The sequence below is a fragment of the Neobacillus oceani genome, assembly GCF_046237595.1.
Classification (GTDB): Bacteria; Bacillota; Bacilli; order Bacillales; family Cytobacillaceae; genus Bacillus_D; species Bacillus_D oceani.
In genome coordinates this window covers 3,099,104-3,113,409 of record NZ_CP143543.1, presented here as the reverse complement: position 1 = coordinate 3,113,409, position 14,306 = coordinate 3,099,104, and the positions used below count along the sequence as shown (strand labels likewise).

At 45.2% G+C, this 14,306-nt stretch carries 12 protein-coding genes and 1 other annotated feature; of the genes, 8 read left to right on the top strand and 4 right to left on the bottom strand.

The genetic code is table 11. The features are described 5' to 3' along the window. The first annotated feature begins 88 nt into the window (after positions 1–88). The 3 genes from V1499_RS15760 (at position 89) to ysxE (ending at position 3,139) form a co-directional block, all read left to right on the top strand. Positions 89–778: a hypothetical protein gene (locus tag V1499_RS15760; RefSeq protein ID WP_409270825.1), complete on the top strand. Its 690-nt coding sequence runs from the start codon at positions 89–91 to the stop codon at positions 776–778. Between the two features lie 71 nt (positions 779–849). Beyond that, on the top strand, positions 850–1,968 hold the full coding sequence (gene spoVID / locus V1499_RS15755; protein WP_409270824.1) for a stage VI sporulation protein D: 1,119 nt from the start codon (positions 850–852) through the stop codon (positions 1,966–1,968). Positions 1,969–2,107: 139 nt separating this feature from the next. Further along, positions 2,108–3,139 carry a spore coat protein YsxE gene (gene ysxE / locus V1499_RS15750; RefSeq protein ID WP_409270823.1) on the top strand — a complete coding sequence of 344 codons (1,032 nt, stop codon included), beginning with the start codon at positions 2,108–2,110 and terminating at the stop codon, positions 3,137–3,139. A gap of 20 nt (positions 3,140–3,159) precedes the next feature. On the opposite strand, the gene V1499_RS15745 is transcribed toward ysxE, so the two are convergent. Beyond that, a complete protein-coding gene (locus V1499_RS15745; protein ID WP_409270822.1) occupies positions 3,160–3,348 on the bottom strand; it encodes a hypothetical protein in 189 nt (62 codons plus the stop codon). A 159-nt stretch (positions 3,349–3,507) separates the two neighbouring features. After that, positions 3,508–3,741, top strand: a binding site (T-box leader). Positions 3,742–4,061: 320 nt separating this feature from the next. Here V1499_RS15745 and V1499_RS15740 point away from each other — a divergent pair. The 3 genes from V1499_RS15740 (at position 4,062) to V1499_RS15730 (ending at position 10,086) form a co-directional block, all read left to right on the top strand. Next, positions 4,062–6,704, top strand: a complete 2,643-nt coding sequence (locus V1499_RS15740; RefSeq protein ID WP_409270821.1) for a valine--tRNA ligase — start codon at positions 4,062–4,064, stop codon at positions 6,702–6,704. A 273-nt stretch (positions 6,705–6,977) separates the two neighbouring features. Beyond that, the gene (locus tag V1499_RS15735; RefSeq protein ID WP_409270820.1) at positions 6,978–8,282 is read left to right on the top strand and encodes a bifunctional folylpolyglutamate synthase/dihydrofolate synthase; all 1,305 of its coding nucleotides are present in this window, start codon (positions 6,978–6,980) and stop codon (positions 8,280–8,282) included. A gap of 85 nt (positions 8,283–8,367) precedes the next feature. Beyond that, complete coding sequence (locus tag V1499_RS15730) at positions 8,368–10,086, top strand: diguanylate cyclase domain-containing protein (protein WP_409270819.1); 1,719 nt, start codon at positions 8,368–8,370, stop codon at positions 10,084–10,086. Between the two features lie 85 nt (positions 10,087–10,171). Here the strand turns inward: V1499_RS15730 and V1499_RS15725 are convergent, their stop codons facing one another. Genes V1499_RS15725 through V1499_RS15715 form a run of 3 tightly spaced genes read right to left on the bottom strand, consistent with a single transcriptional unit; the run spans position 10,172 to position 11,951 of the window. Beyond that, positions 10,172–11,044 carry a hypothetical protein gene (locus tag V1499_RS15725; protein ID WP_409270818.1) on the bottom strand — a complete coding sequence of 291 codons (873 nt, stop codon included), beginning with the start codon at positions 11,042–11,044 and terminating at the stop codon, positions 10,172–10,174. Between the two features lie 13 nt (positions 11,045–11,057). Beyond that, on the bottom strand, positions 11,058–11,513 hold the full coding sequence (locus tag V1499_RS15720) for a PilW family protein (RefSeq protein ID WP_409270817.1): 456 nt from the start codon (positions 11,511–11,513) through the stop codon (positions 11,058–11,060). Positions 11,514–11,516: 3 nt separating this feature from the next. Further along, positions 11,517–11,951 (bottom strand): type II secretion system protein J, encoded by a 435-nt coding sequence (locus V1499_RS15715; protein ID WP_409270816.1) that lies wholly within the window; start codon positions 11,949–11,951, stop codon positions 11,517–11,519. 146 nt (positions 11,952–12,097) lie between these two features. Between V1499_RS15715 and V1499_RS15710 the strand changes: the two genes are divergently transcribed. Then, positions 12,098–12,904 carry a hypothetical protein gene (locus tag V1499_RS15710; protein ID WP_409270815.1) on the top strand — a complete coding sequence of 269 codons (807 nt, stop codon included), beginning with the start codon at positions 12,098–12,100 and terminating at the stop codon, positions 12,902–12,904. A gap of 35 nt (positions 12,905–12,939) precedes the next feature. After that, on the top strand, positions 12,940–14,298 hold the full coding sequence (locus tag V1499_RS15705; protein ID WP_409270814.1) for a VanW family protein: 1,359 nt from the start codon (positions 12,940–12,942) through the stop codon (positions 14,296–14,298). The last annotated feature ends 8 nt before the right edge of the window (positions 14,299–14,306 follow it).

Sequence of the window (14,306 nt, the reverse complement as noted above, 5' to 3'; positions counted from 1 at the left end):
GACAAAGATTTGCCGGATAGGAGAAAGTAAAATAGGTTTGAGTGACAAGGAATTGCTGAAAACCTGATAGGAAGTCATTCAAATCCAAATGAGTGACATTGTCGGGCTAAAATTCGAAAAGGATGTCACTCAAACCAAAATGAGTGACGTTGTCGGGCTAAAATTCGAAAAGGATGTCACTCAAATCAAAATGAGTGACATTTTCTGGCTAAAATTCGAAAAGGAAGTCACTCAAACGCAAATGAGTGACATTGTCTGGCTAAAATTCGAAAAGGAAGTCACTCAAACGCAAATGAGAGACATTGTCGGGCTAAAATCCGAAAAGGAAGTCACTCAAACGCAAATGAGTGACATTGTCTGGCTAAAATTCGAAAAGGAAGTCACTCAAACGCAAATGAGTGACATTGTCTGGCTAAAATTCGAAAAGGAAGTCACTCAAACGCAAATGAGAGACATTGTCGGGCTAAAATCCGAAAAGGAAGTCACTCAAACGCAAATGAGAGACATCGTCTGGCTAAAATTCGAAAAGGAAGTCACTCAAACCCAAATAAGTGACATTGTCGGGGTAAAATTCGAAAGGGAAGTCACTCAAATCCAAATGAGTGACATTGTCGGGCTAAAATTCGAAAGGGAAGTCACTCAAATCCAAATGAGTGACATTGTCCAGTTAAATCCAAAAAGGATGTCATGCAAAAACCAGTTAAGAGCCACGCTGGGTTTTTTAAAAATAACAGAACATGCCCAAACATCCCTGCTCAAAGCTGATTTTTTATCATAAAGCCTTTCGCGGACTCATAAAGTGTAAGTGACATGGTGATTTTTTAGAAGGACACGAAAGGAGGAGTCGCTTTGTCCCAGGAGAAACAATCGTCTTTACGGTTTTCTTTGGAGGAATCCTTGTGGTTTCGGAAAGGACAGGAAGTCGATGAGCTCGTATCGATTTCTCTGAGCCCGGATATTACGATCCAGGAAAATGACCAGTATGTCAACATCCGCGGCGCGCTGGATTTGTCAGGGGAATATGTTTGCCAATCGGGCGGCCTTGAGGAAGATTCCGAGGGAGCACCTGGCTTGAGATATGTCCATTCAGTCGGGCAAAGGGAAGAGGGGCTTTGCGAATTTGCCCACCGCTTTCCGGTTGACATTACCATTCCTGTAAACCGAATCGCGAGCATTTATGATATTGATGTAATCGTGGACTCGTTTGATTATTCTTTTACGGAAAGAAGCTGCATGAAGTTGACCGCGGACTTGATCATTAGCGGGATTTACGACGGCCAGAGCTCTTTTGTGGAAGAGGATGCAGGGGATGAGCCCGAAGAAATCGCGCTCACGGACCGGGTTTTTGAATACGACATGGATGATGAGGAAGAAGAATATGCCGGATACACCGAGGAAATCCCTGAGGAAGATTTGATTTTTGAAGCGGAAGCCAGGCGGATCCCCGAGGAAGATTTGGCTGATAACCCTGCCGCTTTTTCAACATTCCCTTTCCCATCGTATTGGAATCAGTTCCATGGAGTCCATCCTTTCAATCCGGCCCGAAGCGAAGACGTCCATCTGGATATGAATGCCGTGCCTATTGCGCACCAGCAGCAGCCTGAACAAACAGAACAGCAAGATCAGGAGTATACTGCTCAAGAAGCGACAGTGGAAGAACAAACGGTAGCCGAGGCGGAGCATACCGCACAAGAGGAATCTTCATCCTTGGTTCAGGAACCGGTGAAAAAGAAAAAGGGCAAGAAAAAAAGCATGTCGCTGACTGAATTTTTCGCGCGGAAGGATGAGGGGGAGGAGCTGGCAAAGCTTAAAGTTTGCATCGTCCAGAAGGGCGATACACTTGATCGGATTTCCGACAGGTATTCCGTGTCCATTCAGAATCTTCTCCGCTACAACCGGCTTGACCTGAACCAGGATGTGTATGAAGGCCAGGTTTTGTATATCCCTGTCGCCCTGGCAAAAAAATAGACGACTACAAGCAGTTGAGCGGGCACACACTCGCTCTCTGTTTGTTTATAAAATGGAGACTGCTACGAAAACTCATATTTTCTGTTTGGATCCCAAGCTTCAATTGGACTCGAAACCCCAAAAAGCGAGCTGAATTCCAATGAATGAAACGAACCGCCTGAAGGAATTCGCCGAAATCCTGCAGCCATACAGTATTCATCCCTACTATGTGGAGGATTATGGCAGAATCAAGAAGGTTTATAGCAACAAAGGGACGTTTGCCCTGAAATGGATTGATGCCCGTGAAGGGATCGGTTTTATCCGGCATGTCCATGATTTGTACCAGCGGGGCTACAATCGGATTGTACCGATTTATCCGGCGATGGACGGGCGATATGGAATCCTTGAAGGCCAAAAGCTGTATTACCTGATGCCCTGGCTTCCGAATGATATAAAGGAAGGGCTGGACAATCGGAATTTGCAAATGGTTCGCGAACTCGCAAGGCTTCATACGTTGTCGGCCCGCGAGGTGAAAGTCGGGAAGGAAATGCGGCAGGACCATTTTGATAAAATGATTGCCCAGTATGAAAAAAACCAGGAGTTCCTGGACGGATTCATCGAGCAGTGCGAAAAGAAAGTCTATATGTCACCTGTCGAACTGCAATTTTGCCTGTATTATGGTGAAATTTCGCAGGCATTAAGGTTTTCGAAGGAGAAGCTTGAAGCATGGAAGGAAGAGAGCAAGGACCTGGAAAAGGCCCGGATGGTCATCATCCATGGAAAATTGTCTCCCGAACACTTCATATACAATGAGACGGGGCAGGGCTATTTCATCAATTTTGAACAGGCCGGGTATGGCTCGCCTACACACGATTTGCTTCCATTCATGTCGCGTATGCTTGAAACACAGCCGCGGAGGAGCGAAGAGGCGGTCGAATGGGTAACGCATTACTTCAAATATTTTCCGTTGAAACCGGATGAAAAGCTGCTGTTTTACAGCTATCTTTCCCACCCGCTTCAAATCACAAGGGTGGCGGAAGCGTATTTTTACCGGCGTGGCCCTAAAAATGAGTTCAGGTTTTCTAGAAAACTGTTGAAAGAATATTGGCATCTTAAAAATACCGAATATGTGGTCATGAGGCTCGCGGAAATCGACCGCATGCAGCAGGCCGCAAAAGAAGGAGCCCAGTGAGTGGCAATCACCAGGGCTCCTTAAATAATTTCTAGATAAATTGCAGTAGCAATTAAAATGAGAACGGCAAGCAAAAGCACATCGAATGTCGTCGGCAAAAGAATCGTCCTGATTCCCTGGAAAATGCAAAACGGGATGCAGAATTGCGCGGCTATCGCTCGACATGTCCTCAGCCATGGAGGATACATAAAACGGTTGAATCTTTTCATTGAACATCCCTCCCGGTGCATGGTATATCATTATATGCGGGGAGAGCCCAGAATGTGTGGGCCCATTTTTCCAAAAAGGGGGTTGAAACGTAAAAATTTTGGCCATCCTGATTGACGTCACGCTATCTTTTTGGGTAGTATAGAGTATAAATTAATAGCAAAAAAGCACTGACAGGGAAGAGTACAATGCCCGTTGCTTTCCAGAGAGGGAAATTTACTAGCTGAAAGGTTTCCCAGGCAGCCCATTGGAATGTCACCCTTGAGCTTCTTCCGCCAAAGGCCTCGGGCCCAGTAGTGGAAGACGGATCGACTCCGTTATTCAATCAAGTGCCGGCATGTTATTTCTTGCCGGAAAAAAGGTGGTACCGCGAGCGCACTCCATTCGTCCTTTTATTGGATGAATGGAGTTTTTTTATTTGAAAGGCGGAAGCGAGCGGTTAGCGCCGTATGGACTGGAGGGAAGCAACTGCTTTGAGCGACTTCCTTGCAGCTTTGCGACGAGCTGAAGACAACATCACCGAATTTACTGTGGCGCAGGAGCAACTTGCCCACAGTACTGGAAACACGATGAACGTAGTGAATCGATGTTGACTTATCGTAGCGAGGGGGCCGAAGTACACTAGGCGTTGCTCGCTGTAGCTAGACAAGGAAAAACGGAGGGCATTGGATACCACTAAAGCCCATTTTCAAGAGCAAATCAAGGAGGAGTTAAGATGGATCAAAACGAAATCAGCATGCCGACGAAATATGACCCGCAGTCGATCGAGCAGGGACGCTATGATTGGTGGGTGAATGGCAAATTTTTCGAAGCGAAGGATGACGAAACGAAACAGCCTTACACGGTTGTTATCCCACCGCCGAACGTAACCGGAAAGCTGCACCTTGGCCATGCGTGGGATACGACGCTTCAGGACATCATCACCAGGATGAAGAGGATGCAGGGCTTTGACGTTCTCTGGCTGCCGGGGATGGACCATGCCGGAATCGCGACCCAGGCGAAGGTTGAAGAAAAGCTTCGCAACGAGGGGAAAACCCGCTATGACCTAGGCCGCGAAAAATTCGTCGAGGAAACGTGGCGCTGGAAGGAAGAGTACGCAGGCCATATCCGCCAACAGTGGGCAAAGCTTGGCCTGGGACTCGATTATAGCCGCGAACGTTTCACACTGGATGAAGGGCTTTCCGATGCGGTGAAGAAGGTTTTTGTTGATCTTTATAAAAAAGACCTGATTTACCGAGGCGAATACATTATTAACTGGGATCCGGCCACAAAGACAGCCCTTTCCGATATCGAGGTTATCCACAAGGATGTCCAGGGCGCGTTTTACCATATGAAGTATCCATTGGCCGATGGTTCCGGCCATATTGAAATCGCGACGACCCGCCCGGAGACAATGCTCGGCGATACAGCGGTTGCCGTCCATCCGGAAGACGACCGTTACAAGCATCTTATTGGGAAAGCCGTGATTCTCCCGATCGTCGGACGCGAGATTCCGATTGTAGGCGACGATTACGTTGACATGGAGTTTGGTTCTGGTGCTGTTAAAATTACGCCTGCCCATGACCCGAACGACTTTGAAATCGGCAACCGCCATAACCTCGAGCGCGTCCTCGTCATGAATGAGGATGGTACGATGAACGAGCGCGCTGGCAAATATAACGGCATGGACCGTTTCGAATGCCGCAAGCAGATTGTAAAGGACCTTCAGGAGCAGGGCGTTCTTTTCAAAATTGAAGACCACCTGCATTCAGTTGGCCATTCCGAGCGGAGCGGCGCTGTTGTTGAACCGTATCTTTCAACTCAATGGTTTGTTAAAATGCAGCCGCTCGCTGATGAGGCAATTGCTCTTCAGGAAAAGGAAAACAAAGTAAACTTTGTTCCGGAACGCTTTGAAACGAACTATTTACGTTGGATGGAAAACACACGGGATTGGTGTATTTCACGTCAGCTTTGGTGGGGCCACCGGATTCCGGCGTGGTACCATAAGGAAACTGGCGAGGTTTATGTTGGTGAAAATCCTCCTGCGGACGAAGAAAATTGGAAGCAGGACAACGACGTTCTCGATACATGGTTCAGTTCGGCGCTTTGGCCATTCTCGACGATGGGCTGGCCGAATGAGGAAGCAGCTGATTTCAAGCGCTACTTCCCGACTGATGTACTCGTTACCGGTTATGACATTATCGGCTTCTGGGTATCACGGATGATTTTCCAAAGCCTTGAGTTTACTGGAGAGCGTCCGTTCAGGGATGTCCTGATTCACGGATTGGTACGTGATGCGGAAGGCCGCAAGATGAGTAAATCTCTCGGCAACGGCGTTGACCCGATGGATGTTATCGCCCAGTATGGCGCCGATTCCTTAAGGTACTTCCTTTCAACGGGAAGCTCGCCTGGCCAGGATTTGCGCTACAGCACCGAAAAGGTTGAAGCGACGTGGAACTTCGCGAACAAGATTTGGAATGCGTCCCGATTCGCCTTGATGAATATGAATGGCCTTAAATATGAGGAAATCGATCTGACCGGCGAGAAGTCGACCGCGGATAAATGGATTTTGACAAGGCTAAATGAAACGATTGAAACCGTAACCCGCCTGTCTGAGCGCTATGAATTTGGCGAAGTCGGCCGCGCATTGTACAACTTTATCTGGGATGATTTCTGCGACTGGTACATTGAAATGGCGAAGCTGCCTTTGTATGGCGAAGACGAGGCTGCTAAAAATACGACCCGTTCAATTTTGGCATACGTCCTCGATAATACGATGCGGCTGATGCACCCATTCATGCCGTTCATCACAGAGGAAATTTGGCAGCACCTCCCACATGAAGGCGAATCGATAACAACCGCAGCATGGCCAAAGGCAGATGCCTCGCTGACAGATGAGGAAGCCGCAGCGGAAATGAAGTTGCTGGTTGAGATGATTCGCTCAGTACGGAATATCCGTGCAGAAGTAAACACGCCTTTGAGCAAAAAGATCAAAATGCTTGTTAAGGTGAAGGATGAAACGATTCTTGGAATGGTTGAAAAGAATCGCGCGTACATCGAGCGCTTCTGCAACCCTGAAGAGCTGCAGATTGGAACAGATATTGCGACTCCCGATAAAGCGATGACGGCCGTTATTACTGGCGTAGAAATCATTCTCCCGCTTGAAGGCCTTATCAACATCGAAGAGGAAATTGCCCGTCTTGAAAAAGAAAAGGCGCGCCTTGATAAAGAGGTTGAAAGGGTCCAGAAGAAGCTTAGCAACGAAGGTTTCGTCAAAAAGGCGCCTGCTAACGTTATTGAAGAAGAACGCGCCAAGGAACGGGACTACTCCGAAAAACGCGCGATTGTTGAAGCGCGGATTAAGGAATTAAGGGGCTAAACCTGTTTGGTTGAAATATGCGGACGGAAGGCGAATCACAAATGTGGTTCGTCTTCCGGTTGTTAAAATGGATGGGTTTTGTTTCGTGGATTGGTCATATAGGAGGCCGTCAAGACCGTTTTAAGGAAACACCCTAGTTGAAACGGTAATTAAAAAATAAACAACTGTTTACCAGCAAGACCTGAATGACCAATGAAAATAATCTTTGAATCGGATTGGCAGCGGCGCCCAGAACATACGGGCGCCTCCGCTTTTCCATTGGAGGCAGGAACGATGTTTCAAACATATGATGAAGCGCTTGCTTGGATACATGCAAGGCTGAGACTTGGTATCAAGCCGGGATTGAAACGGATGGAGTGGATGATGGAGCGGCTCGGGAACCCCGAGAGAAAAATAAAAACGATCCATATCGGCGGTACGAACGGGAAAGGGTCAACTGTCACCTTTTTGCGGTCCATTCTCGAGGCGGCGGGTTATTCCGTCGGAACGTTTACCTCTCCATATATTGAAAGTTTTAATGAACGGATTAGTGTAAACGGTACGCAAGTTAAAGACGATGATATTCTTAAGCTCGCCAACAGGATCAAGCCGCTGGCGGACGAATTGGATCATTCCGAACTTGGGGGCCCTACAGAATTCGAGGTTATTACCGCGATGTCGTTTATCTATTTCGCCGAAATAAGTCCAGTAGACTTCGCTGTTTATGAGGTGGGGCTTGGCGGCAGATTCGACTCGACGAATATCCTGACTCCGCTTGTTTCCGTCATTACCAATGTCGGCTTGGACCATATCGCAATCCTTGGGGATACATATGAAGAAATTGCTTTTGAAAAAGCAGGGATTATTAAGGAAGGCATACCGGTTATTACAGGAACCCAACATTCCGAAGCGCTCGCGGTAATTGCGGAACAGGCAGCAGGGAAGCATTCTCCGATCTACAAGCTTGAAGAGGAAATCAGAATCAGCGCCCATGAGAAAACAAGCAAGGGGGAAAAATTTACGGTTTCCACCCCATTTGGGGAATTGGCTAACCTGGAAGTTTCAATGATTGGGGTCCACCAGACCGCGAATGCGTCATTAGCTGTAGCGGCATCGCAGTATTTAATTGAAAGCGGCTGGGTAAGTGCCGGAGAATCAGAGATCAGAAAGGGACTGGAAGAAGCCTTTTGGCCAGGCCGGCTTGAATTTGTTTCGGAAAATCCGACTGTCATTCTTGATGGGGCTCATAATACGGAAGGAATTGAATCGCTTGCGGCTGAACTTTCAACCCGCTTTTCCGGGAAAAAAGTCCACATCGTTTTTGCCGCGCTTAAGGATAAGCCGCTCGACAGCATGATTCACCGCCTCGAGGAGGTGTCCGACAAGATGACATTCGTGTCGTTTGATTTTCCGCGGGCGGCAAGCGCATCAGAACTTCTTGAAATAAGTCAAAGCCCGGAAAGCCGGAAAGAGGATGATTGGAAAACTTTCCTGACAGGCGAAATAAATGGAATGCAAGAAGGGTGGATTCTTGTCATAACAGGTTCCCTGTACTTCATTTCCGAAGCAAGGCATCATATATTGGAAAATATTTTATAAAATGGTTCCCTTCATGTGACAAGAATGTTTTTATTTGGTAAAATATATTTAAAATTGTGACTATTTTACTATAGGAGGGAAAGCATTGACTGTATCCCCGCGCATGAAAAAATGGATATTGATCTATTGGCTATTGCTTGTCCCTCCCGGCCTTGTCTTTACATACATAGTTTCTCCACCTCCGGCCGACCTGAATGCCATCGATGTGCTTGGCTTCATGTTTCTTTCGGCGATTGTGGCATCGATGCCGATGGTTATTAACGGTGTACCGATTTTTCTAATCCAATGGGTATCGATTGCGATATTCCTCCGGTATGGCCTTTTCATTGAAATGGTCACAATCCAGATGTCGGTCCTCATCCTCTTAGTGAAACTCCGGATTCCAAAGGAAGGAATGTTCAGGCTTCCTTTGAATTCTGCGATGTTCTTCCTGGTTTCGTTTTTGAGCGGTATGTTTTATTACTTTCTCGGCGGTACGGTTACCCCAGACTTTAAGGAAGGGATGGGGCCGATCTGGCTGGGCCTTGCATATGCCGTCATATATTATATCCTCAACCAGTTGATTGTCATGCTTCATCAAATGCTGGTCTACCGAATCAATGAATCATTTTTCGGCAAGGATTTCATTTGGGAAACTGTTTCAAGCGTGATTACCCTCCCGCTCGGATTTGTTTTGTACATGCTCCATCTTGATCTTGGACTTATTGCGCTGCTTTTCATTGGGGGCCCGTTTGCAAGCGTCTCGCTTATCCTGAAAATGTATGACTCCACCCAGCATGTGAATGAGTATCTCCAGAAAGCGGCGGAAATCGGCCATCAGCTTGCCGAACGGGTCAATGTGAATGAGGTAACCGACCTGTTTTTGCAAAAGCTGTCCGAAATGCTGCCCATTGACTATGCGTATGTCCTTGAAATTCAGGAAAATGACGACATCCATTTGGCGAGGCGTGTTGAAAATGGAGTAGTGATGCCAAACAACCATATGGGGATCAAAAAACATCAAGGCATAAGCGGAACCGTTTGGGGAACTGGAAAGCCTGTCCTTTTCACTTCAAGGAAGGAATGGGGCAACATTGTCAGCGCGAATATTCCTGGCGACGCCGAAAGCATCCTAGGTATTCCAACGATGAAAAATGGAAAAATCGTAGGGGTTGTCGTCCTTGCATCGAGAAGGAAACGTGCATATGAAAAATCCCAGCTGATGATTGTGGACATCCTCTGTTCCCATTATGCAATCGCTGTTGAAAATGCACGCCATTATGAGCAGGCTAAGGAAGAGAGCGAGCGCTGCTCCCTGACAAAGCTGCATAATTACCGTTATTTCGAAAAAATCCTGTACAGGGAATTCGGGATGCTTGAAAAGAATGTACGCGACAGGCTTGCGTTAATCATATTGGATATCGACCACTTTAAGGCAGTCAATGATACTTACGGCCATCAAAGCGGAAATGAAGTATTGAAGGAGCTGGCTTCAAGGATTCAAAATATTGTCGGAGACTCAGGGACCGTTGCCCGGTATGGAGGGGAAGAATTTGTCATCCTCCTGCCTGAAGTAACGAGCCGGGAAGCCTATAACCTTGCCGAATTGATCAGGGAATCAATCGCAAACTGGCCATTCATTCTCGCCCAACATCTTGAAGGAAATAGCCATAAGCTATCCATAAAAATAACCGCATCATTTGGGGTTGCGACGGCACCCGAAGACGCGGAAGATCCATTGGCCCTCATCCGCCATGCGGACCGCGCCCTGTATGTCGGTGCGAAAAGGGCGGGCAGGAACAGGGTCGCCGCGTATGTGAAATAATAGTACATAAAAAAGAAGCTGGTTCCCTATATATAAGGGGCCAGCTTCTTTCTTATTTGTGGCGTTAATGGATGTAATGTTCTTATTAGTACTTTACTTTTGTTCCACTGTTGGGGTCAAAAATCCAGTTATTATTAACAGGTTTCACGCAGTCGTTTTTAGGTAGGGTATATGGAATTAATTTGCTTTTAGTGGAATCAAGCTTGTACGAGTTTCCATGAACACATATTGTATAGGCGTTTCCTGTGAGAGCAATATCTTCTTCAAAAATCACGTCGCCTACAATCGTAATGGATGCTGACCCCTGTAAAGACAGCTTGGTAAAGTATGCATCACCGTTTATAGTCAGGTTCCTGCTGCCTTCAATGATAACAGGTTTATTGAAATAGGTAGAAGAAGGATAAGTTAACGTCTTAGCTTTATATGTTTTACTGTTATCATGATTTACAGGATTGGTTTCCACTTTTGAAAAATAGGATGGTAACGGTTTGGGCTGGCCATCTTTATTAGTAGAGCTGTTTTTCTTAATAGTAAAATAGCCTGTTACCTTCGCGGTTTCCGTATCTGACTGTCCTACGCTGTCAAAAGTGACAGTAATCACATTGGATTCCATTTTCAGTTCCTTGAAGTTTATCTTGAAAGTATTTTTACTAGTATCGACTTCAATTGACGGTAAATTGACATTCAATTTGCTGAGCAGCGTATTATTAAACTTTGTATCATAAAGCAATGGTTCTTTAGCGGCTTCGGTATTTGACGCCGAAATATGTTTTGTAAGTATGCCTTGATAATAGGTAATGCCCATTTCTGCAAGATCTGTCGCTTTTGTTAGCTTTTCAGTTTTATTTAGCTGTGCTCTTGTAGACAGTGTTAAGCCGCTTAAAGAAAGCGCAATAATCATCGTAATGGTTATGATGATCATCACTAGAATTAACGTATATCCTCTTTCATTCCTCAAACGAATCTACCCCTTAATATTGCTTAATAATTGTATTGATTTCAAAATACTGGCCTTGTTCATTGGTTAATTTGAAATAAACAAATAGAGGGTCTTTAGGGTAAATCGCTTTTTCACCAGTAAATTCGGAATCATCTATTTTAAGATCTATCCTTATTCCTTCGCTTTGCAATGGAGTTAGACTTGTTGAGGATTTGCCGATGTATGCTTTTTGGGAAACCGGATCGTGTTTGATTATGTACGTTTCTGTATTGTTTGAATTAATAGACTGGAGTTCTTGCTTTGTATGATAGCTTTTTAAGGTCGCCAGTATGATATTTGCTTCTTGATTCAACGTAATCGAGTTGGATATGTTCTTGTAATTTTTATTTGAGTTAAGTAGAACCCCAAAAATAACAGAAGAAATGACGAGTAATATGGAGATTCCAGCTAAAAGTTCAATTAATGTTAGACCTTTTTCGTCTCTCATGGCTCACCTGCGTATATAGGTATAGGTTTCAGATGTGTTACCAGGATTGGCAGGATCCTGAACAATGACTTTAAACAAAATCAAATTCTCAGCACTATTAGTGACAGTCGCGCTAACTTTGTAATGAGGTCCGGTTGATTGGTCTATTAATTTCTCGACTTCAATTTGGTTAAGTGTTTTTGTTCCATTTAGAACTAAGCCGTTGCCATCAATTATGTTGTTCTCCATCAAATCTTGTTTTGTAACGTTTAATTCTATTAAATTGACAATTTGTTGTGCCGTTTGAAGGGTGTCTAGCTTATATTGATTTTTTTTGGCGAAGCTGGCCGACTGGGTAAAAAAACCCAGGAAGGAAGTCAGTATGATCGAGAGCAACACAATTGATAGGAGTACCTCAAGTAAGGTGAATCCTCCTTGTTTTTGGCAATTTTTCTTCATTATGGACAACCACCCTCTTTCTAACAACCTACGTTTATTATACAATAAGAAAATAGTAGAATACTGTCATTTTATCTAATTTTCCTAGTGAATTTGAAATATTTTGAAAAAAATTGGCTAATTCGAAGGGAATTGGAGGTTTTTTCATGCAAGTGTTGTTCGGACTGGCTTCGCTTATCCTGCTTTTATATTTCCTTCCCCTTGGTATGACTGGAAAAGGGAAGCTCGCTATTGCATTTAGTGCGGCATTGTTTGCTCTGGGAGGGATATATCTCTTAAAACTCTTGCCACCGTGGCAAAGCGCCCTTCTTGTAATAGCGATAGCCGGTGGAACATCCCTGATTTTTGCCCGTAAACTCGACTCTTTCTTATTTAATATCCCGGCCAGAATTGATGAAAAACCATTGTTCCAGGACGAAAAAGAAAAAAGTTCACATATTTTTCATAAAGATAAGCCATTGGGACCAGTGGAAACAGAGGTCGTTACAAAGGACCAGACTATGGCTGAACCTATACAAGCTGAAATTCAGGACACGGAAACCCTTGTTTACCTGGAGCATGAAGAGATTGCAGAATTAGGACTGCAACAAAATGCTGAAGCAATTCCTCAGGTTTTTGAAAGTGATGACCTCGAGCCTCTTATTCCAATTGAACATTCAGAAGCAAAGCAAGAAACAAGCTTCCTCGATGATCTTGATATGTTTGGGGACATAGAGGAGCTTTTGGAAAAATCGGTGCCGGCATCCCCATTTCTCGAGGGGGCTGCATCATTTGAAGAACGTGATTTGGAAGTTCTTATTCAAAGTGATGACGCGGAATTGCCAGTCCTTGAAGTCCGAAAATTGGAAAAGGATGCGATTCAATACGATGAAAATGATGATTACCTCACCGCGTTGCATGAAACAGCCGTAAGTGCTGAAAAAGTGAAAGCGCGGAGTTCTCGGAATGGGTAGGCTTATTTTTCCCTAAGAGGGAGGGGCGGTACAGTATGAACAAGAATCAGCAGACATTAAAAATCTTTGTCGTCCTCATCCTTAGCACGTCATATGTTTTCGGCTTTTCACATTACGGGCCGAGAGCGTTAGGTGCCCTTTTCGCGTCTGAAAAAGGCTATCTTCCAGGTACGGCGGTTGGAACGATAAATCTTGAAGGGAAGACTCCGAAAGAGGCCCTCTCTCTGTTGCAGGATGCGATTGCGGACTGGAAGGCAAATAACAGCTTTAAACTTCATTTTAAAGAAAAATCAATAGAACTTGAGATTGACAGATTTACATTCGATCCGGAAGGCACCGTCTCTTCGATTGTGGATGGCAGGCAAAATGCTGTTCAGGTAAGTCTCGATGAAAGAGCCTTGATTGAATGGATTGAAAAGATTTCTCCATCTTTAATCGGAGAGGAAATTGACCTAAAGAATTTGGGCAACAGTCTTACTGAGCCTGCGAAGAAGCTTGAAACCGGAGAGGTTTCCTTCAGGCTTGATCGGTTCCTGGCAAATATACAAAGCGACCAAGAAGTTATCGCTTCAGGGACAATCGATGTCAAGGAGCCGTCCTACGAGCTTGAACTGGCTGTAAACGAGCTCTCGGGAATGAAGATTGAAGGGAATTCCGAGTTTTCCATTATACGTGCTTTAGATAGCAATGGACTTAGCAGCCTGTCCCCTATGGCGTTAAGCATGCTGGCGACATCCGTTTATATCGCTGTGCTGGAAACGAATTTTGACATACTGGAAAGGAACATCAGCAAGGAACTTCCCGAGTATGCGAAGCTTGGGTCCGAGGCGTCCGTAGACCAGACGTCGGGAAAGGATTTCATTTTTAAAAATCCGAATGTGGACAAATTTGAACTTTCATTCTCTTATATCGGAAACAAATTGACGGCTGAAATTAAGGGAAGCAAATTCCTGTATGAATACAAAGCTGTCGCCGACGGGGAGGAACAATTCCAGCCCAAGGTGATCAAACAATACAGCCCATATTTAAAAGATGGCCAGGTCAAGATTACCAAGGAAGGAAAGCCGGGCTCGATTATTAAAATGTACAGGGAAATTTATAGCCAAGGAAATCTGCTTGATACACAATTCATGGGAGAAGATTATTATCCGCCGATTCATCGGGTTGAAGTGCACGCACTACAAGACGGTGTGACTCAACAACAAGGAGGAACAGCGGCTGAATCACCGGCAGGAAACATCGAATCACCTCCTCCCGCTGAAGGTAATAACCAGCCTGAATTTGAGATTCCAGAGCAAACTGAGCGGGTACAAGCTCCAAGCCAACAGGACCCGGATTTTGACTCATCCGATGATGGACCACTATGGGGAAAACCGAATGAAGTTCCGAAATAAAAACTAGA

Excerpts from the sequence above, each read along its gene's own strand:
- V1499_RS15760 (WP_409270825.1), top strand. The coding sequence starts at position 89 with ATGAGTGACATTGTCGGGCTAAAATTCGAAAAGGATGTCACTCAAACC.
- ysxE (WP_409270823.1), top strand. The coding sequence starts at position 2,108 with ATGAATGAAACGAACCGCCTGAAGGAATTCGCCGAAATCCTGCAGCCA.
- V1499_RS15745 (WP_409270822.1), bottom strand. The coding sequence starts at position 3,348 with ATGAAAAGATTCAACCGTTTTATGTATCCTCCATGGCTGAGGACATGT.
- V1499_RS15740 (WP_409270821.1), top strand. The coding sequence starts at position 4,062 with ATGGATCAAAACGAAATCAGCATGCCGACGAAATATGACCCGCAGTCG.
- V1499_RS15735 (WP_409270820.1), top strand. The coding sequence starts at position 6,978 with ATGTTTCAAACATATGATGAAGCGCTTGCTTGGATACATGCAAGGCTG.
- V1499_RS15720 (WP_409270817.1), bottom strand. The coding sequence starts at position 11,513 with ATGAGAGACGAAAAAGGTCTAACATTAATTGAACTTTTAGCTGGAATC.
- V1499_RS15715 (WP_409270816.1), bottom strand. The coding sequence starts at position 11,951 with ATGAAGAAAAATTGCCAAAAACAAGGAGGATTCACCTTACTTGAGGTA.
- V1499_RS15710 (WP_409270815.1), top strand. The coding sequence starts at position 12,098 with ATGCAAGTGTTGTTCGGACTGGCTTCGCTTATCCTGCTTTTATATTTC.
- V1499_RS15705 (WP_409270814.1), top strand. The coding sequence starts at position 12,940 with ATGAACAAGAATCAGCAGACATTAAAAATCTTTGTCGTCCTCATCCTT.